Annotated in this window: 16 protein-coding genes and 1 pseudogene; 6 read left to right on the top strand and 11 right to left on the bottom strand. The window is 70.8% G+C overall.

Translation table 11 applies throughout. The features are described from left to right. Positions 1 to 216: 216 nt before the first annotated feature. The 4 genes from ACIBF5_RS28265 (at position 217) to ACIBF5_RS28250 (ending at position 4,560) form a co-directional block, all read left to right on the top strand. Positions 217 to 1,470 (top strand): MFS transporter, encoded by a 1,254-nt coding sequence (locus ACIBF5_RS28265; RefSeq protein ID WP_396815926.1) that lies wholly within the window; start codon positions 217 to 219, stop codon positions 1,468 to 1,470. A 94-nt stretch (positions 1,471 to 1,564) separates the two neighbouring features. After that, positions 1,565 to 1,939, top strand: coding sequence for an SCP2 sterol-binding domain-containing protein (locus ACIBF5_RS28260; protein WP_396815925.1), 375 nt, complete (start codon positions 1,565 to 1,567; stop codon positions 1,937 to 1,939). Further along, on the top strand, positions 1,936 to 4,032 hold the full coding sequence (locus ACIBF5_RS28255; RefSeq protein WP_396815924.1) for a glycogen debranching N-terminal domain-containing protein: 2,097 nt from the start codon (positions 1,936 to 1,938) through the stop codon (positions 4,030 to 4,032). Before ACIBF5_RS28260 ends, ACIBF5_RS28255 begins: the two co-directional genes overlap by 4 nt. A gap of 129 nt (positions 4,033 to 4,161) precedes the next feature. Then, complete coding sequence (locus ACIBF5_RS28250; RefSeq protein ID WP_396815923.1) at positions 4,162 to 4,560, top strand: DivIVA domain-containing protein; 399 nt, start codon at positions 4,162 to 4,164, stop codon at positions 4,558 to 4,560. A 274-nt stretch (positions 4,561 to 4,834) separates the two neighbouring features. Here ACIBF5_RS28250 and ACIBF5_RS28245 read toward each other — a convergent pair whose 3' ends face one another. The 3 genes from ACIBF5_RS28245 to ACIBF5_RS28235 form a co-directional block, all read right to left on the bottom strand. Next, positions 4,835 to 5,113: a CGNR zinc finger domain-containing protein gene (locus ACIBF5_RS28245; protein ID WP_396815922.1), complete on the bottom strand. Its 279-nt coding sequence runs from the start codon at positions 5,111 to 5,113 to the stop codon at positions 4,835 to 4,837. A 135-nt stretch (positions 5,114 to 5,248) separates the two neighbouring features. Further along, positions 5,249 to 7,369, bottom strand: a complete 2,121-nt coding sequence (locus ACIBF5_RS28240) for a glycogen debranching N-terminal domain-containing protein (protein ID WP_396815921.1) — start codon at positions 7,367 to 7,369, stop codon at positions 5,249 to 5,251. After that, a complete protein-coding gene (locus ACIBF5_RS28235) occupies positions 7,366 to 7,740 on the bottom strand; it encodes an SCP2 sterol-binding domain-containing protein (RefSeq protein ID WP_396815920.1) in 375 nt (124 codons plus the stop codon). Before ACIBF5_RS28235 ends, ACIBF5_RS28240 begins: the two co-directional genes overlap by 4 nt. A gap of 168 nt (positions 7,741 to 7,908) precedes the next feature. Here ACIBF5_RS28235 and ACIBF5_RS28230 point away from each other — a divergent pair, with 168 nt between their 5' ends. Further along, positions 7,909 to 9,006 (top strand): DNA glycosylase AlkZ-like family protein, encoded by a 1,098-nt coding sequence (locus ACIBF5_RS28230; RefSeq protein ID WP_396815919.1) that lies wholly within the window; start codon positions 7,909 to 7,911, stop codon positions 9,004 to 9,006. Positions 9,007 to 9,143: 137 nt separating this feature from the next. Here ACIBF5_RS28230 and ACIBF5_RS28225 read toward each other — a convergent pair whose 3' ends face one another. The 6 genes from ACIBF5_RS28225 to ACIBF5_RS28200 form a co-directional block, all read right to left on the bottom strand. Further along, positions 9,144 to 9,560, bottom strand: coding sequence for a CBS domain-containing protein (locus ACIBF5_RS28225; protein WP_121156652.1), 417 nt, complete (start codon positions 9,558 to 9,560; stop codon positions 9,144 to 9,146). Between the two features lie 141 nt (positions 9,561 to 9,701). Beyond that, a complete protein-coding gene (locus ACIBF5_RS28220) occupies positions 9,702 to 10,772 on the bottom strand; it encodes a Gfo/Idh/MocA family oxidoreductase (RefSeq protein ID WP_396815918.1) in 1,071 nt (356 codons plus the stop codon). A gap of 85 nt (positions 10,773 to 10,857) precedes the next feature. Then, the gene (locus ACIBF5_RS28215) at positions 10,858 to 11,298 is read right to left on the bottom strand and encodes a PPOX class F420-dependent oxidoreductase (protein ID WP_396815917.1); all 441 of its coding nucleotides are present in this window, start codon (positions 11,296 to 11,298) and stop codon (positions 10,858 to 10,860) included. 81 nt (positions 11,299 to 11,379) lie between these two features. Next, positions 11,380 to 12,411 carry an aspartate-semialdehyde dehydrogenase gene (locus tag ACIBF5_RS28210; protein ID WP_396815916.1) on the bottom strand — a complete coding sequence of 344 codons (1,032 nt, stop codon included), beginning with the start codon at positions 12,409 to 12,411 and terminating at the stop codon, positions 11,380 to 11,382. 10 nt (positions 12,412 to 12,421) lie between these two features. Next, positions 12,422 to 13,471, bottom strand: a complete 1,050-nt coding sequence (locus tag ACIBF5_RS28205; RefSeq protein ID WP_396815915.1) for an MFS transporter permease — start codon at positions 13,469 to 13,471, stop codon at positions 12,422 to 12,424. Then, complete coding sequence (locus tag ACIBF5_RS28200; RefSeq protein WP_396815914.1) at positions 13,468 to 13,908, bottom strand: hypothetical protein; 441 nt, start codon at positions 13,906 to 13,908, stop codon at positions 13,468 to 13,470. The genes ACIBF5_RS28205 and ACIBF5_RS28200 overlap by 4 nt, the downstream gene beginning before the upstream one ends. Positions 13,909 to 14,037: 129 nt before the next feature. Between ACIBF5_RS28200 and ACIBF5_RS28195 the strand changes: the two are divergent. Continuing rightward, positions 14,038 to 14,997 (top strand): annotated as a pseudogene (locus tag ACIBF5_RS28195) (phosphatase PAP2 family protein); the annotation flags it as partial. 393 nt (positions 14,998 to 15,390) lie between these two features. Here ACIBF5_RS28195 and ACIBF5_RS28190 read toward each other — a convergent pair. Further along, positions 15,391 to 16,737 carry a M16 family metallopeptidase gene (locus tag ACIBF5_RS28190; protein ID WP_396815913.1) on the bottom strand — a complete coding sequence of 449 codons (1,347 nt, stop codon included), beginning with the start codon at positions 16,735 to 16,737 and terminating at the stop codon, positions 15,391 to 15,393. Beyond that, on the bottom strand, positions 16,734 to 18,026 hold the full coding sequence (locus tag ACIBF5_RS28185; protein WP_396815912.1) for a M16 family metallopeptidase: 1,293 nt from the start codon (positions 18,024 to 18,026) through the stop codon (positions 16,734 to 16,736). Before ACIBF5_RS28185 ends, ACIBF5_RS28190 begins: the two co-directional genes overlap by 4 nt. Positions 18,027 to 18,186: the final 160 nt, after the last annotated feature.

Here is an 18,186-nt window from a genome sequence, read left to right as displayed (position 1 = left end):
GAGCTGTTCCGCGAGTGGGGCCCGGTCCGCTGACCCGTCGAACCGATACAGTGACCGGGTGATCCCGCTCGCCGCGACCGCAGCCGCCTACGGGCGCTGGATCACGCCCGATCTGCCGCTCTACGGCAACGATCACGAACGCGCCGATTTCGCTCCCTGAGCAGGCCCGGAACCATCGTCGTCCGGTCCCTTCCCCATCCTCGGGAGCCTGCTGTCGTGCCCGAAACCCCTGCCACCATGCCCGAAAACACCGACCCTCGGCCCGGAGACATCGACTCCCGGGCCGGAGACCCTGACTCCCGTCCCGGCGCCGCCGACTCCTCCGCGCTTGCCGTGCTCCGGGTACCGCAGACGGCCCGGGTGCTCGCCGCCAGCCTGCTCGGCCGGATCCCGCTCGGCGCCGCCCCACTGGCGCTACTGGTCTTCGCCCGCGAGACGATGACGCTGACCGCGGCGGGGCTGCTGGTCGGCGCGTACACCGCCGGCATGGCGGTCGGTCAGCCGATGCTCGCGCGCGGCGCCGACCGCTGGCGGCAGCCGCCGGTGCTCTGGCTGGCGATGATCGTCTCCAGTCTCGGCTTCGCTCTCGCCGCCGCGCACGTCAACCTGCCGGTCACCGTGCTCGCCGCCGCGATAGCCGGGGCGGGCGCCCCGCCGTTCGAGTCGTGCCTGCGGGTGCTCTGGCGCGACCTGCTCCCCGCCCACCAGGTGCAGACCGCGTACACCCTGGACATCGCGGTCCAGGAGGCGATCTTCGTGCTCGGACCGGTGGTCACCCTGGCCGCGGTCGGCCTTGCCGGACCGACCGGCGGCCTGGCCGCCGCCGCACTGTTCCAGGCGGCCGGGACGGTCTGGTTCGCGACCAGCGGCGCGGTCCGCCGATGGCGTGGGGAGCCGGCGGTACGGCACTGGGCCGGGCCGCTGCGCGCCGGCCGGCTCCGGCTGATCCTCGCCGCGCTCCTGCTCGTCGGCGCCGGGGTGGGCAGCGTGACCGTCGCCGCGACCGGCTACGCCGAGGCATCCGGGGCCCGTTCCTGGGCGGGTTGGCTGCTCGCCGCCCAGGCCACCGGCGCCCTTGCCGGTGGCCTGCTCTATGTACGCTTCGCCAGCCTGCGCCGGTACGCCACCCTGCCCCGGGCGACCGCGGTCTTCGCCGCCGGCTACCTCCCCCTGCTGCTCACCCCCGCACCGCCCGCGATGCTGGCGCTGATGGCCCTCAGCGGCCTCGCCCTGCCACCGCTGCTCACCATCGCCTTCGTGGCGATCGACGAGGTGGCGCCCCCGGGCACAGTCGCCGAGGCGTTCGCCTGGGCGGCCACCGCCTTCTCGGTGGGGAGCGCGACCGGCGCGGCGGTCAACGGAGCCCTGCTCGACGCGACCGGGCAGGTGACCGTCGGCTTCCTCATCGCCCCGCTCGCCGCCGCCACCGCCACCGGTCTGCTCCTGCTCTTCCGGCGCCGGACGAGGTGACGTCGCGCTTCACCTGATCGGGGTGATGTGCCGACGGTTCCTTGGGGGTGATGCTTCTCGGGTACGGCGAGGAGGCGTACCAGGAGGGCGCGCGATGAGCGAGGTGACCACGACGTTCTTCCACGGCCTCGGTGAACGGGCGCCCGAACTGCTGCCGCGCCGGATCCACGGCACGATACGGTTCGACCTGCAACGCGGTACGGAGACCTCGTACTGGTACATCGCGATGCGCCACGGCAACATGGTCGTCTCGCAGGACCAGCGGGACGCCGACTGCGTGGTCCATGTCAGCGAGGCGCTCTTCGACCGGTTCACCACCGGCGAGGCGAACGTGATCTCGGCGATGATCCGTACCGAGTGCGTGTTGGACGGGGACATCCCGCTGCTGATGATGTTCCGCCGGTTCTTTCCCGCCGCCCCGGGGGCGATCGACCCGCGCCGGATGGTCCGGGAACGGCAGTCGCGATGACGCAACCGGGGGTGACGCAGCCGGTCAGCGTCCTGGACGGGGCAACTTTCGTGGTGAGCGACCGCAACGGCGACATCGACCCGTCGCCGTCCTTTCCCACCGGCCTGTTCGCGCTCGACACCCGGTTCATCGCGCGCTGGGAACTCACCATCAACGGCGAACGCCTGCACTCGCTCTCCGTCGACGACCTGCGGTACTTCCAGACCAGCTTCTTCCTCGCCCCTGGTGAGCCGACCCACTACATCGACGCCAAGGCGTCGGTGATCCGCAAACGCACCGTCGGCGGCGGGTTCGAGGAACAGTTGACGGTGCTGAACCACGAGGAGGAGGCGGTCGACTTCACCGTACGGATCGAGGCCGGCAGCGACTTCGCGGACCTGTTCGAAATCAAGAACCTGCTGCCGAAGCGGGGCGAGGTCTCCACGCTGGTGGAGCCGGGCCGGCTGCGGTTGCGCTACCGGCGCGGCGCCTTCTTCCGGGAGACCCTCATCGCGGCGAGCGACGAGGCGGAGATCGACGACCATGGCCTGACGTTCCGGATCCGGGTCGAGCCGCACGACAAGTGGACGACGCTGCTGCGGGTGGTGACGCTCTTCCCCGGGGCGGACGAGTCTGCGGCGGCGGAACTGCCGACCTCCGACCGCGGTCGGGGGCGCCCGGACGTGCAGCGCCTGCTCGACGAGTGGACGGCACGCGCACCACACCTGGCCTGTGACTGCGAGCCACTGAGCGACTCGTACAACCGCAGCATCATCGACCTTGCCGCGCTGCGCTACACCGGCCTGCTGCGCAAGGAGAAGCTGCCCGCCGCCGGGCTGCCGTGGTTCATGACCCTGTTCGGCCGGGACAGCCTCATCACCTGCCTGCAGACGCTGCCGTTCATCCCGGAGATCGCGCCGCCCACGCTGCGTACCCTGGCCGAGCTACAGGGCACCAGGTTGGACAATCTCCGCGACGAGGAGCCGGGCAAAATTCTGCACGAGGTCCGGTACGGCGAGTCGGCGGCGTTCGAGGAGCAGCCGCATTCGCCGTACTACGGCTCCGCCGACGCCACCGCCCTGTTCGTGATCCTGCTCGACGAGTACGAGCGCTGGAGCGGCGACGCGGACTTCGTCCGCGAGTTCGCCGACGAGGCGAAGCTCGCGCTGTGCTGGATCGACACCTATGGTGACCTGCTCGGCAACGGCTACGTCTGGTACGAGCGGCGCAACACCCGCAACGGTCTGGAGAACCAGTGCTGGAAGGACTCCTGGGACGCCATCTGCTATCGGGACGGTAGCCTGCCCACCTTTCCCCGGGCCACCTGCGAACTCCAGGGGTACGCCTACGACGCGAAGGTTCGCGGCGCGCGGATGGCTCGTCGGTTCTGGGACGACCCGGATCTCGCGGACCGGTTGGAACGGGAGGCGGCCGATCTGAAGTCACGGTTCAACCGGGACTTCTGGGTCGAGGACGGTGGTTACTACGCGCTCGGCCTGGATCGTGACGGCCGCCAGATCGACGCTCTCGCCTCGAACATGGGGCATCTACTGTGGAGCGGAATCGTCGATCAGGAACGGGCCGGAATGGTGGCCCGACATCTACTCGGCCCGTCGATGTTCTCCGGTTGGGGCGTACGGACGCTGGCCGAGGGGAACGGACGGTACAACCCGCTCGGATATCACGTCGGCACGGTCTGGCCCTTCGACAACTCGATCATCGCATCGGGTCTGGCAAGGTACGGATACACCGAGGAATCGGCCCGGATCGCGGAGAGCATCATCGACGCCGCCAAGTATTTCCAGGGCCGGCTGCCGGAGGCGTTCGCCGGTTACGACCGGGACCTGACCACGTATCCGGTGCAGTACCCGACCGCGTGCAGTCCGCAGGCGTGGTCGGCGGGCGCGCCGATGCTCCTGATCCGTACGATGCTCGGCCTGGAGCCGATGGAGGATGGGCTCACCGTGCGGCCGGCTGTGCCGGCCAGCCTCGGCCGGATCGAGCTGCTCGGCATCCCCGGCAGGTGGGGGCGGATCGACGCGTTCGGTCGGGGCCGGCTGCGTACCGCGGCGTACCCGGAGACCGAGGAGTCCCGCGCCGACCGTGCGCGCTGATCGCGCCGTGGCATCCGGGTAACTGCCGGAAATACGACTGTCCCGCGAGTGGGGACGTGACGACGATTACCGTCACGCCTACCTGCCAGTCTCCGTTTGACCCACGTCAGACACGTCAAAGGGATCGGGATGAGGGCCATGGAGGACGAACGCGACGTGGTCGGCCGCCCACGAGAACGGGCTCTCCTGACCCCACGGGACGTGAGCAGAAAGAGATTCAGCCCGACCGGGATCGGCCGACGCGGTTACCGGCCCGGTGAGGTGCGCGAATTTCTTCATGTTGTCGAGGGCGACCTGGCGGTGCTGTACCAGGAACTGACGAACGCGCGGGAGGAGGCGACCCGAATGAGGACGGCACTGCGGGAATGGCAGAGCCGACACCACCTGTGCTACGTCCAGAGCCGCCAGGAGGCGCGGGATTCCTACCGCCGCCCGATCGAGCCGGGTCAGGTACGCCCGGCCGAGTCCGCCGAGGACGGGCCCACCCACCTGCCATACCCCCCGACCCAGCCTCGGCGGGGTGACTGACATTCCGACCATCCACGCGCCCTGCCGGCCGGACTGGTCCTGCACCGTTTGCGGGCAGGAGTGGCCGTGCCTTGTCCGAAAGCGACAGTTGAAGTACCTCTACCAGGGCAATCCGGTTAAGCTGGGCAACCAACTCCATGCCCTGATGGAGCAGGCCAGGGCCGATTTGCCGGCGTTGACCGAAGAACAACTGACCAGCCGGTTCGTCGGCTGGAGTGAGCGGCCGATCGCCGCCCAGGACCACACCTCGGCCCGATGCGACGCCTTGAGCTGGTCAGCCCGTTCGGAGTCGGCTGCGATAGGCCCGCATCGACATCTGGGAACCACACGCGGCGCCGCAGTAGAGACCGGACGAGTTCCTGGTCTTGTCGAAGAACCCGGCGAGGCATGAGGGGTTCTTGCACACCTTCAGCCGGCACCACGCCCCCCGGGCCGCCAGGTCGGCCGCTGCGGCGAAGAGTGCCCCGAACGCACCCGGTACGTCCGTCTGCGCCGGAACGAGGGTGCAGCCGTCGGTGCTGAGTCTCGGGGTGAGCGGGTGAGGCACCGCCACCCGCCGCAGGTACGCCTCGGCACCCGGAACGGACGTGACGTCGTCGACGCAGCCGGCGTGCGCGCGGAGGATGGTCTCGAAGGCTCCCCGTAGGAACTCGCCGCTCGCGCCTGAGTCGCGGCCTCTCGGCGGGCCTCAGCCGGTGTGGTCCGGCAACGCCTGCAGCACGGGCTCAGCAGAGCGGTCGCTCTCCACGTCGACCATCTGCTGCTCGTGCTGCGTGTCGACCCGGCCCCGACCGAAGGCATCGATCTTGCCCCACCGACCCGGTACGTCGAGCAGTTCGACCCGGCCCATCCCTCGTGGCAGGGCCGGGTCGACCACCAGGTGCTCGTCGTGCGGTTCGAGGCCCAGCATCGTACGGAGCAGCAGCATCGGCGTACCGGTCGACCACGCCTGCGGGCTGCACGCCGTCGGGTACTGCACCGGGTACTTCGTCAACGCCCGGTCATAGCCGGCGAACGCCTCCGGCAGCCGGCCCCGGAAGTACTGCGACGCGTCGATGATCGTCTCCGCGATCCGGCCCGCCTCCTCCGTGAAGCCGTACCGCCGCAACCCCCAGGCGATGAAGGAATTGTCGAACGGCCAGACCGTGCCGACGTGGTAACCGACCGGGTTGTAGCGGCCCTCCCCCTCGGCCAGGGTCCGCACTCCCCAGCCGGAGAAGAGCCGGGGGCCGAGCAGGTGCGCGGCGATCTGGCTGGCCCGGTCCTCCTCGACGATGCCGCTCCAGAGCAGGTGGCCGATGTTCGACGAGAGCGCGTCGACCTGCCCACCCTCCTTGTCGAGGGCCAGCGCGTAGTAGCCGCCGTCCTCGACCCAGAAGTCCCGGTTGAACCGTTGCTTCAGGTCCGCCGCCTCCTGCTCCAACCGATCGGCGTAGACCGGGTCATGCCAGACCCGCCGGGCCAGCCGAGCCCCGCGCATCTTCGCGTCGTACGCGTAGCCCTGCAACTCGCAGGTGGCCCGGGGAAAGTCGGGCAACCGCCCGTCCCGGTACGAAATCGCGTCGGGCGAGTCCTTCCAGCACTGGTTCTCCAACCCGGTGCGCTTGTTACGGCTCTCGTACCAGATGTAACCGTTACCCATGATGTCGCCGTACGTGTCGATCCACCGCAGCGCCGCCCGCGCCTCCGGCTCCAGCCGGCGCACCAGTTCCACGTCGCCGGTCCAGCGCTCGTACTCGTCGAGCAGGATCACGAACAACGGGGTCGAGTCGGCCGCGCCGTAGTACGGCGAGTGCGGCTGGTCCGCGAAGGCCGCGGACTCCCCGTACCGCAACTCGTGCAGGATCTTGCCCGGTTCCTCGTCCCGGAAGTCGTCGAGTTTGGTGCCCTGTTTCATGGCGAGGATCTGCAACGTCGGCCCGGCGAGTTCGGGTGTGAACGGCAACGACTGCAGGCAGGTGAAGATGCTGTCCCGGCCGAAGAGGGTCATGAACCAGGGCAGGCCGGCAGTCGGCACCTTCGCCTCGAACGAGAGCGGGCTGTAGCGGAGCGCGGCCAGGTCGGCGAGGCTGCGCTCGTACGTGTCACCGAGCGGCTCACAGTCACAGGCCAGCTTCGGTGCCCGCGCGACCCAGGCGGCGAGATCCTTCTCCATCTCCACCTTGATCCGGCTACCGTGGCTGATCAGGCCGAGCCGCAGGTCCCGCCCGCCGGCTCCCTCCACCATGGTCTGTACGTGCAGCGTGGTGGTCCACTCCGCGTGCGCCTCGATCCGGATCCGGAAGGTCAGGCCCTTCTCGTCGACCTCGGCCGGCGCCGTGGAGGAGATCACGGTCTCCCGCCGGAAGGTGTCCCGGCGGTAGCTCAGGCGCAACCGCCCGTCCTCGGTGAACGCCTGCGCGGAGCCGGTCTTCTCCTTGACGTCCTTGATTTCGAACAGGTCGGCGAAGTCGCACCCGATCTCCATCCGGACCGTCAACTCCACCGGTTGGCCCTGGTGGTTGAGGACGGTGAGCTGCTCGTCGAAGCTGCCCCCGATGGTCCGCTGCCGCACCACGGACACCTTCGCGTCGACGTAGTGGGTCGGCTCACCAGGCACCAGGAAGAACCGGGTCTCGTAGTACTGCAGGTCGTCGATCGAGAGCGCGTTGAGCCGCTCACCGTCGATGCTCAGCTCCCAGCGGGAGAGGAACCGGGTGTCGAAGGAGAAGAGGCCGGTGGGGAAGGTCGGCGACGGGTCGATGTCCCCCCGGGCGTCGCTGACCAGGAACGTGTTGCCGTCGAGGATGCTCACCATGTTGTCGGTCACTTCTGCCGCCTCTCCCGCACCATCTCCCGTGGATCGTGCGCACCCGGCGGGCCGGGCAGCAGCCGTTGGAAATAGTGGAAGAGCAGGAGGTTGCCCTCGACGGTTATCTCGTTGCGCAGCAGCGCCGCGATCGGGTTCGCCTCCCCCGTGGTGACCCGGTCGAAGAACCGCAGTTGGGTGGTGATCACGCAGTCCGCCGGTCGTTCTCCCCGGCTGGCACTGATGTTCCCCTCGCTCATGACCAGCACCCAGTGGTCGGTTCCGTCCCGGTGCCCGAGGTCGAACCGGACCGTACCCCTGACCTTCGTCATCATCGGGTCGGGGCCACGATGGCCGAGCCCGTCGAAGAAGTCGGCGGTTGGATCTGCCATCGGTCCTCCCTTCTCACGCCTGCACGAGTAGCCACTTCTCCGGAGCGTCGCGCACACCCCGGTGGTGGGGCATCGCCCAGGATGGGTGAGGTTGCCGGGACGCCGCCACAGGCGCCACATCCGCCGCTGCCGCCCCAGCGGCCTCCGCCACCGCCGCTTGGAGGGGACATGGCCGTCGACGTCGATCGCGAACAAGCACTGGCGTACCGGATCCACGCACAGCAACTCGCCCGAGTCGAACTGCCACCGGCCGCACTCGCCGTACTCGATCTCGGGGTGCCGGACACCCCGTACGGCTCGGCCCGGCTGGCGCTCGCCGCCCGCACCACCGCGCCGCTGGACGACGAGTCGCTCACCCTGGTCTGGGCGGCCCGCGGCGCCCCGCACCTGCACCGCCGGGCCGACCTGCCCGCGGTGGCCGCCAGGCTCTGGCCACTCGGCGACAACGACGCCGGTCGGCGGATCGCGAGCAGCCAGGTCAAGGGGGCCGCGAGCCTCGGGCTGACCGCCTTCCAGGCCGCCGCAGACGCGTTCGCGGCGGTGGTACGCGCACCGATGGCCAGGGGCGAGGTGAGCACCGGGGTCAGTGCCCGGGTCCCGGCGGCGGTCACCTACGCATGCCGCGCCTGCCAGGCGACCCACATCTCCGGCTCGCTCTTCCAGCAGGCCGGGCTGGCCGGAGGCGTACAGCTCGAACCGGTTGGTGGGGCGACCCGGCTGGCGCCGATCGACGGCTGGCCCGGCGTACCCGAACGCGCCCGGGACACCGCCGCGCTGGTCCGGGACTACCTGCGGCTGCTGGGCCCGGCGACACCGGCCGAGGTCGCCGCGTACCTCGGCACCACCCAGACCGAACTACGCCGGGTCTGGCCGGACGACCTGGTCGAGGTGCGGTTGGCGGGCCGGACGACCTGGCTGCCGCCGGAGGAGGTGGCCAAGGTCGGCCAGGCGCCGAAGCCCCGGCTGGTCCGCCTGTTGCCGCCCGGCGACCCGTACCTTCAGGCGCGGGACCGCGACCTGGTCGTTCCGGAGAAGAGCCGGCATGCGCAGGTGTGGCGGATCATCAGCAACCCGGGCGTACTGCTGGTGGACGGGGAGATTCTCGGCATCTGGCGGTCCCGGTTGGCCGGACGGAAGCGGCTGGACATCACGGTCGCCCCGTTCGCGGCGCTGCCTGGCCGGACGCGTTCGGAGGTCGAGGCCGAGGCCGCCCGCCTGGCCGCCGCCCGAGGCGTCACGGACGTACGGGTGACGGTCGACGAGTAGGCGCCCCGCCTCGGCGCGGGACACGCGACCGCACCGACTCCCGCTGGCGGGGATCGGTGCGGTCACGGCCTGTCGTCCACGTGCTGCGGATGCGCTGGTGCTCCAGGCGCTCGGCTCGGCGTCTCCGGGCGCTCGGCTCAGTTGTTCGGGTCGTCGGCGCTGATGTCGGCGAGCACCGACTGCGGCTCACGTTCGACCGCCAGGTCGCCGATCGACACCAGCCCGATCAGCCGGCCCTCTTCGATCACCGGTAGACGCCGTACGCCGTACGTCCGCATCAGATCGGCCGCCGCCACCGCGTCGTCGTACTGGGTGACGGTGACGACATCCTGGGTGAGGATCTGGCTGAGTGTCGCCGTGTTCACGTCCAGCCCGTCCGCCACCCCACGTACCGTGATGTCACGATCCGTCACGATGCCGATCACCGCGTCCCCGTTGGTGACGATGACGTCGCCAATGGCGCTGTCCCGCATCTCCTGGGCCGCGGCCGTGAGCGTGTCGGTGCCGTCCATGGTCACCAACCGGGTCGTCATGAACTCTCCGACGGTCGTCATGGCGCTCCTCTCCTTGTCGGCGGTTGCCGTCTACCCGGCCCGATCGAGAGGTAACGGAGCACGGACACCCGGAGTCCGCGGCGCTCGGTGCTCTGGTCCGCCCAGGCGACACCGAGCGGTCGACTGCCACCAGGCGACGACTCAGCGGTCGAGTGTGACCACCCGTCGCTCGGTGGCCGAGACGAACGCCGCCTCGATCACCCGCAGACCCTCGACCGCGCCGGCCGGATCGACCGGGAACTCACCCCGTCCGAGCAGCGCCTCCCGCACCTCGGCGTAGAAACGCTCATACTGGCCGATCTCGGTCGGTACGGTCTCGACCTCGTCGTTCACCCCCAGCACCCCGGCGTTCTCGGCTGGCTCCACACCCCACCCCGGGTCACCCGGCCGCTTGCCCGCCAGCACCTGCGGCTCCTGTACGTCCAACCCGTACTTGGTGAAGGTGGCCCGGTCACCCAGCACCCGGAACCGCGGGTTACGGGTGCCGGCCAGCGCCGACGCCCAGAGGTGCGAGCGGACCCCGTTGACGTGCCGCAACGCGACGAACGTGTCGTCGTCGACGACCACACCGGAACGACGGCGATCCAGTTCGGCGTAGACCTCGGCCACCGGGCCGAACAGTTGCAACGCCTGGTCGACGATGTGCGCGCCGAGGTCGTAGAGGAGCCCACCGGCCTCCGCCGGGTCGCCGAACTCGCGCCAGTTCTCCTTCGGCTTCGGCACCCAGCGGTCGTAGCGCGACTCGAAGCGGTGGACCTGGCCGAGGCTGCCGGCGGCGAGCACCTTGCGTACGGTCAGGAAGTCCGAGTCGAGCCGACGGTTCTGGAACACGGTCAGGCCAACGCCGGCACTGGTGGCCGCGTCGACCACCCGCTGCGCGTCGGCAGCCGTCGGTGCGAACGGCTTGTCCACCACCACGGGCAGGCCCAGCTCGATGGCACGCAGGGCCAGCGGCACGTGGGTGCGGTTCGGCGTGCTGACCACCACGAGGTCGAGCGAGTCCGCCGCCGCGAACAGGTCGTCGGCGGTGGGAACCACCCGCGCCTGCGGGTAGCCCGCCTGTGCCTGCCGTGCCCGCTCGGGGTCACCGGTGACGATCACCGCCACCGACAGGCCCGGCGTCGCCGCTACCAGCGGCGCGTGGAACCGGTGTCCGCCGATGCCGTATCCAAGGATCCCCACCCGCAGGTCAGAGCTTTTCTCCGTACTCATGCCCGGTATTAAACGCGCCCCCACCCCGGGGAAAGGAAGGGCCCCTTCTTATCGCTTTCGGTATAGGAAGGGGCCCCTCTTAACATCAGGATCGGGGCGGGAGGCCGTAGAGGCGTCGGATGGTCAGGCGCAGGACGACCCGCCGCTCGGCCACCATCGCCCGCCGGTAGTCGTCCCAGTCCGGGTGCTCCCCGCGCAGCGCGCGGTACACCCCGATCAACTCCTCGACCGTGGCGTCGTCCGGCTCCGTGGCAGTCGGGGAGAGTTCCACGCTCCCCTCCGCCACCGCGTACGCCCACCCGTCAGCCGAGCTGGCGCTCAGACTGGCCCTCGGGTCCCGGCGGAGGTTCGCGGTCTTGGCCCGCCCCTCGGCGATGGAGACCCTGAGCAGGTTCTGCTCCCGGTCCAGGTGGTAGACCACATTGGACAACTGTGGTTGGCCGTCGCGCTTGATGGTCGCCAACACCCCGTACGGCCGGCTGGCCAACAGGTCGAGCAGTGCCGGGTCGAACTGGTCGTTCGCCATGCTCTCCTCCACTCGCAAGGAACCCCGGTCGAGGGGGTACGCCGGCCCACGCTGGCCGGCGCCCCTCACCGTACGGTCGGCTCAGGCCGCCGAGCCAGTCCTCGCGAGCAGTTCGGCGATCTGCACCGCATTGAGCGCGGCACCCTTGCGCAGGTTGTCGTTCGAGCAGAACAGGGCCAGCCCGTGCTCGACGGTCTCGTCGGCCCGGATCCGGCCCACGTAGGTCGGGTCCTGGCCGGCCGCCCGCAGCGGGGTCGGCACCTCCTCCAGCGCCACACCGGGGGCGTCGGCGAGCAGTTGTGCCGCGCGCTGCGGGCTGATCGGACGGGCGAACCGGGCGTTGATCTGCAACGAGTGACCGGTGAAGACGGGCACCCGGACGCAGGTGCCGGAGACCAGCAGGCCGGGAATGCCGAGGATCTTCCGGCTCTCGTTGCGCAGCTTCTGCTCCTCGTCGGTCTCGGCCGACCCGTCGTCGACGATCGAGCCGGCGAGCGGGAGCACGTTGAACGCGATCGGCTGGCTGAACTGGCGCGGCGCCGGGTAGTCCACGGCGGCTCCGTCGAAGGTCAGCGCGGCGGCGTGCTCGGCGACCTTGCGTACCTGCTCGTCCAGTTCCGCGACACCGGACAGGCCGGCGCCGGAGACGGCCTGGTAGGTGGCGACGACCAGGCTCACCAGCCCGGCTTCCTCGTGCAGCGGGCGCAGGATCGGCATCGCGGCCATGGTGGTGCAGTTCGGGTTGGCGATGATGCCCTTGGGGCGTACGGCGGCGGCCTCCGGGTTGACCTCGGCGACCACCAGTGGCACGTCCGGGTCCATCCGCCAGGCGGAGGAGTTGTCGATCACCACTGCGCCGGCCTCCGCGACCTTCGGCGCGAGTACGCGGGACGCCCCCTTACCGGCGGAGAAGAGCACGACGTCCAGTCCCCGGTAGTCCGCGGTCTCCGCGTCCTCGACGGTCACCTCGGTGTCGCGCCAGGCCAGCGTGCGCCCGGCCGACCGCGCCGAGGCGAAGAGCCGCAGCTGCTCCGCGGGGAACTCCCGCTCCGCCAGCACCTTCCGCATGACCCCACCGACCTGGCCGGTGGCGCCCACAATGCCAATCCTCATGACTGCGAGGCTACCCAGGTGCTCGCCCGGACCGGGAGTCGGTTTCCGTCACCGGGGCGCCGGAGTCGACCAGCGTGGCGGGCATCACCGGCTCGGCCGGCGAGACGGGCGCGGTGGGCATCACCGGCCCGGCCGGCGAGACGGGCGTGGCCGCCGTCACCGGGCCGGCCGGCGAGACGGGTGCCTCGGGCGGGGCCGGGTGGCGGGCCGCCGGGGTGGCGGGCCACCGGGCCGGGAGCAGCCGCCGGGCCCAGAGCACCGGAAGTACCCGTTCCAACGGCAGGAAGCTGGTCATCGCCACCTGGTGCGGCATGAAGGAGATCGTGATCGCCGACCAGGTGACCGCGTGGAAGAGGTAGAAAAAGGCGATCATGGCGTTTCGGGCCCGACCGCGCAGCACGAAGATCAGCGGACTGGTCAACTCGAACGCCATGATCCCGAACTGGGCGGCAACGAGCAGCCCGGGTACGTCCAACAGCCACTCGCTGGCGAAGGTGCCGCGCCGGATCACCGCTCGGGCGAGGGTGGCCCCGGTCAGCCAGTCCAGGCCGCCGTAGCGCAGCTTCGCCCACGCGGCCAAAAAGTAGGTGGCGATGACCGCGAGCTGGGTCACCCGCAACGCCCAGCCGGCCTTGGCACTGGGGGTGAGGTCGCCGTGCCGGGCCCGGCCGACCGTGGGCAGCACGGCCAGGGCGACCAGGATGCCGAACCGGTCGTGGTCGACCTTGCCGTAGCTGAACGCGATGATCAACCACTCGAAGTAGAGGGCCAGCACGGTCCAGCCGAGCAGTCGCGGCGCCCGCCCGGTGGCGGCGGCGAGCGTGGTCGCCAGCAACGCCCAGAAGAGCACGGTCACCAGTGCGGCGTTCGGTGTCGGCAGGGGCAGCACCCGGCCGACCAGCAGTGGCGCGTACAGCTCGCCGGAGACCGAGGTCCGGCCCCGTATCCAGCCGGTGAAGAAGACGATGTCCGCGGCCACCAGCAGGTACGCCAACGTACGGAAGGCCGCCAGCCGCCCCAGCGGCTCCGGTGTGGTGAGCCAGTCCCCGACCCGCCTCATCGCGTCACCTGCCAGTCGACCATCGTCTCGTCGATGTCGTCACCGTTCGGCCGCCCGTCGGTCATGCCGTGGCGGCGGATCACGATGGAGACCGTGGTCAGCGGTGGCCGCTCCGGATTCCGTCGGTGGTACGCGTCGACCACCAGGCTCAGCCGCGTCGGGTCGGCGTCGAACCGGCTGAGCTGGCCCTCGATCTCCGCCCGGCGGATTCCGGTCTCCCGCTCGGTCAGGACGAGGCTCTCGCCCGCCGCGTCCTTCGCGATCACCAGCGCCTCGGCCACCGGCGCGTCGAGCCGGTCCGTGGTGGCGTACATCCGGAACGGGCCGAACGGGAAGTCGTCGTCCGAGCCGACCAGCGTCCCGGCCACCAGCAGACCCGCGCCGACCAGGGTCGCCACGACCCGGACCAGACGACCGCGGGCGGTCAGCGATTCCATTCGCCGCACAATACTGGGCACCGGCAAGGAAAGATCACATTCCGCGACGGCATGTTTCATCGCGGACAACCCCACCCGGACCGCCCCGGCGTCCGGCGGTGCCGGCGTGGGCGGCTAGCCTGGGTCGCCATGACGAGGAAGCAACCGGCGGAGTCGCCGGCCGGGTCCCCGCCGGCACGGACCGCGGCTGACCTGCGCCGCAGGCGGATCGGCGCGATGGCGCTCTGGATCGTCGCCTTCGTGGCCGGCTGGCTGCTGATCGGCCTGCCGACCGACCCGCTTTATGCCTTCTTCTGGCTCTGGGCGGCTACCGTCGCGTGGCGCAGCCACCTGCCGTGGCGGCAGCACCTGCCCTTCGCCCGGGACTGGCTGCCGGTGGTGATCCTGCTCGCCATCTACAACGTCTCGCGCGGGTTCGCCGACGACTACTTCCAGCCGCACGTCACCGAGTTGATCCACGCCGACGAGTGGATGTTCGGCTGGGCCACCGGTGGGCAGGTGCCCACGGTCTGGTTACAGCAGCACCTCTACCACCCGGACGTCCGCTGGTACGACGTCATCGCGAGTTTTGTGTACTTCTCGCACTTCGTGGCGGCGCTCACCGCCGCGGTGGTGCTCTGGCTGGTCTCCCGGCCGCGCTGGGCCGCCTTCATGCGTCGCTGGTTCACGCTCAGCCTCGCCGGTCTGATCACCTACTTCGCCTACCCGGCGGCGCCGCCGTGGTGGGCCTCGGTGCACGGATTCCTCCCGGTCGACGTGGCCAGGGTCTCCAACCGGGGCTGGCAGGAGTTCGGCCTGCACGGTGCCGGCAACACCCTCAACGTGCTACAGCTCGCCTCGAACCCGGTGGCCGCGATGCCGTCGCTGCACACCGCGTTCGCCCTCTTCGTGGTGGTCTTCTTCCTGCCGACGGTCAAACGGCGGTGGTGGCCACTGCTGCTGGCGTACCCGCTGGCGATGACCTTCACCCTGGTCTACACCGGTGAGCACTACGTGATCGACGTGCTGGTCGGCTGGGCCTACGTCGGGGGGACGTTCCTGCTGGTCGGCGCCGGTGAGCGCTGGTGGGCCGCGCGTCGGGCCCGGCGCGTCGGAACAGCCGGACCCGGGTCCGACCCCGGCGGCACGAACACCGGTCCGGGTGGTCCGGGGCACAACCCACCGCCGGGCGGACCGACCAACGGTCCGGCGGGTGGCCCGGGTGGCGCGTCGACCGATCGAGGCAACCCGGAGGAGACCCGTACCGGGCGGCTCGACCCACCGGCGACACGCACCGAGGCGGGTGGGACCGCCGAACCGACCCGACCGCATGCTCCCGGCGAGCACCGCCCCAGCCCGGGAGCGGGCGCGGTGCCGGCCCAACCGACCGTGAACGCGGAAGCCGGTCAGCGTCGTCGCTGACCGGCTTCCCGCCGTCGTCGAGAACATCCCCGGCCGGTGGGGCGCCGGCCAGGTCGGGGCCGGTGGGCGCCGGCCGACCGGTCACTGCTTCGCGTCGACCACCTCACCGAGACCGGTGGCGACGATCTCGTCCCGAATCAACGCCGCGTCGCCCTCCACCACCAGGGTCAGGCCCTCCGGGCGCAGGTGCGTCGCGGCTGCCGCCGAGACCTCCGCCTCGCTCGCCGCCAGCAGTCGGGTGCGCAGCGTGGCGTGGTAGTCGTCGGGGAGGCCGTACACCACCAGGGTGCCGAGCGCACCGACGATCGCGCGCGGCGACTGCAACTCCACCGAGAGCTGGCCGGCCCGCCAGGACCGGGCGACCGCCAACTCCGCCTCGGTCACCCCCTCCACCTGGGTACGGCTGATCTCGCCGATCGCGTCGACCAACGCGGGCGCGGTCACCGCCGTCTGCACGTTCCCGGCGACGACGAAGCGGCCGAACCGGCGGGAGAGGCCGAAGTCGGCGCGGATGCCGTACGTGTAACCCCGCACCTCGCGGAGCAGGTGATTGAGGCGGGAGGTGAAGGCACCGCCGAGCACCGTGCCGGCCAGGGTCATGGTGACGTAGTCCGGGTGCGCCCGGTGCGGCCCGGGGTGCCCGATCCGCAGTGTCGACTGCACCGAACCTGGCCGGTCCACCACGATGATCCGCCGCTGGTCGCGGAGCTGGACCTCGATCGGCGGGTCGAGCGGCGGCGGCGCCCCGGCGGCGGCGCCGAACGCCGCCGCGCCGAGCGCGTCGAGGTCGATCTGGTCCAGGTCACCGGCGACGAGCAGGGTGCCGGGCCGGGTGAACCACTCGGTGTGGAACGCCGTGACGTCCTCCACCTCGATCGCGGCGACCGAATCCGGGTCGCCGTCCAACGGCCGGCCCTGGCGCCGGTCGGAGCCGAACAGGTCGGCGCGGAACGCGGCGTCGGCCCGTGGTCCCGGGCTGGCCCAGTACATCCGCAGCGCGGTGACCTCGTCGTCGCGTACCCGGTTGATGTCCGCCGGGTCGAACCTGGGCGTACGGACGGCCTCGGCCATCAGCTCCACCGCGGCCAGCAGCCGGCGGACCGGCACCTGGACCCCGACCTGGAACGCGTCCCAGTCGGTGCCGATGCTCAGTTCGGTGCCGAGCCCCTCCAGTGCCAGCGCGTAGGCGGTCGAGTCCCGCCGCGTGGTCCCCTCCTCCAACGCCTTCGCCAGCACGCCGCCGAGCCCCTCGCGACCCAGCGGCTCCCGTCCGGCGCCCGCGTCGAGCAGCAACGTCGCGGCGGCGAGATTGTGGCCCGGCAGGTGGGCGGCGACCACCTCACCGCCGGCGACGGTCCGCCGGACCACGGTCGGGAACCGGTACGGCCGGGGCTCACCCGTGGCCGGACGGTCAGCAATCAGCGTCATGCGCTCTCCTCCGGCAGGTAGGTCAGGGTCACCCGGTCCGCCGGGCGCAGCACCTCGGCGGCCACTTCGGCGAGTTGGTCGGCGCCGACCGAGAGCCAGCCCGGCAGGCGGTCCGCCGCCCGGGCCGGGTCACCGAACTGGGTCGCGTACCGGCCGAGGGTGTCGGCCCGGCCGTCGACCGTCGCCAGCGACCGCCACCAGGAGGTGGTCAGCAGGGCACGGGCGCGGTCCAGTTCCGCCCCGGTCACACCGCCGTCGGCCAGCTCGTCCACGACCTCGGCCAGCCCGGCCGTCAGCTCGTCGGCGCTCACCCCGTCCCGCGCGGTCGCGGTGATGATCAACGGCGCGGGGGCGTGTGCCAGGTCCACCCCGTACGCGCCGATGTTGTCCGGCTGGGCCAGCCGGGCACCGTCGGCGAGCCGCTGGTAGAGCCGACTGCCCCGACCGCTGCCGAGCAGCGTGCCGAGTACGGTCACCGCGTCGTACTCCGGCGTGCCGAACGGGTACGTCCGGTGCGCCAGGTAGACCCTCGGCGCCGGCACCTCGGCGTAGACCGTCTCCTGGGCTGGGACACCGGTCGCCGGCACCACCAGCCCGTCCGGGGCGGCCGGGATGTCGGGGCGCGGGGCGAGCCGGCCGAAGTACTTCTCGGCCAACGCGAAGACCTCACCGGGTGAGGTGTCGCCGACCACCGTGAGCACCGCGTTGTTCGGCGCGTAGTAGGTGACGTGGAAGTCCTGGAAGGTCGCCAGGTCGGCCGCGTTCAGGTCGGCCATCGAGCCGATCGTGGAGTGGTGGTACGGGTGCCCCGGCGGGTAGAGCAACGGCAGCAGGCGCAGCCACGCGTCCCCGTACGGGACGTTCTCGTACCGCTGGCGCCGCTCGTTCTTCACCACCTCCCGCTGGTTGTCCAGGGTCTCCTGGGTCAGCGCCGGCACCAGACCACCCATCCGGTCGGCCTCCAGCCAGAGCACGAGTTCCAGGTGCTCGGCCGGCACGGTGTTGAAATAGTTGGTCCGGTCCGGGTTCGTGGTCGCGTTGAGCGATCCACCCGAACCCTGGATGAGCTTCATGTGTTCGGTCTTGGCCACGTTGACGGAGCCCTCGAACATGAGGTGCTCGAAGAGGTGGGCGAAGCCGGTCTGGCCGTCGGGTTCGTGTCGTGATCCGACGTCGTACCAGAGGTTGACCGCCACCACGGGTGCGCTGCGATCCTCGCTGACGACCACGCGGAGGCCATTGTCCAACTGCGTGGTCTCGATCGGCCAGGGGTAACCGGTCTCGGGCATGGGCACGACGCTATCCGATCCGGAGTCCGCCGTGGCTCAGGTGGACCAGCGGAACGCCGGCCGGCTTCACCGTCGGGGGCGACCGAACGGGGGAATCGGCGGCCCCCATCGGGGGATCCTGCCCACGCCGGCCACCTTTGACGCGGGCGGCGGATCTACT

The sequence above is a fragment of the Micromonospora sp. NPDC050417 genome (assembly GCF_044458865.1).
Lineage (GTDB): Bacteria > Actinomycetota > Actinomycetes > Mycobacteriales > Micromonosporaceae > Micromonospora_G.
The sequence above is the reverse complement of the archived record's forward strand: the minus strand, read 5'-3'. Positions and strand labels throughout refer to the sequence as shown.

Excerpts from the sequence above, each read along its gene's own strand:
- ACIBF5_RS28230 (WP_396815919.1), top strand. The coding sequence starts at position 7,909 with ATGGCCGTCGACGTCGATCGCGAACAAGCACTGGCGTACCGGATCCAC.
- ACIBF5_RS28210 (WP_396815916.1), bottom strand. The coding sequence starts at position 12,411 with ATGAGGATTGGCATTGTGGGCGCCACCGGCCAGGTCGGTGGGGTCATG.
- ACIBF5_RS28255 (WP_396815924.1), top strand. The coding sequence starts at position 1,936 with ATGACGCAACCGGGGGTGACGCAGCCGGTCAGCGTCCTGGACGGGGCA.
- ACIBF5_RS28225 (WP_121156652.1), bottom strand. The coding sequence starts at position 9,560 with ATGACGACCGTCGGAGAGTTCATGACGACCCGGTTGGTGACCATGGAC.
- ACIBF5_RS28220 (WP_396815918.1), bottom strand. The coding sequence starts at position 10,772 with ATGAGTACGGAGAAAAGCTCTGACCTGCGGGTGGGGATCCTTGGATAC.
- ACIBF5_RS28215 (WP_396815917.1), bottom strand. The coding sequence starts at position 11,298 with ATGGCGAACGACCAGTTCGACCCGGCACTGCTCGACCTGTTGGCCAGC.
- ACIBF5_RS28250 (WP_396815923.1), top strand. The coding sequence starts at position 4,162 with ATGAGGGCCATGGAGGACGAACGCGACGTGGTCGGCCGCCCACGAGAA.
- ACIBF5_RS28260 (WP_396815925.1), top strand. The coding sequence starts at position 1,565 with ATGAGCGAGGTGACCACGACGTTCTTCCACGGCCTCGGTGAACGGGCG.
- ACIBF5_RS28235 (WP_396815920.1), bottom strand. The coding sequence starts at position 7,740 with ATGGCAGATCCAACCGCCGACTTCTTCGACGGGCTCGGCCATCGTGGC.
- ACIBF5_RS28200 (WP_396815914.1), bottom strand. The coding sequence starts at position 13,908 with ATGGAATCGCTGACCGCCCGCGGTCGTCTGGTCCGGGTCGTGGCGACC.
- ACIBF5_RS28185 (WP_396815912.1), bottom strand. The coding sequence starts at position 18,026 with ATGCCCGAGACCGGTTACCCCTGGCCGATCGAGACCACGCAGTTGGAC.
- ACIBF5_RS28205 (WP_396815915.1), bottom strand. The coding sequence starts at position 13,471 with ATGAGGCGGGTCGGGGACTGGCTCACCACACCGGAGCCGCTGGGGCGG.
- ACIBF5_RS28190 (WP_396815913.1), bottom strand. The coding sequence starts at position 16,737 with ATGACGCTGATTGCTGACCGTCCGGCCACGGGTGAGCCCCGGCCGTAC.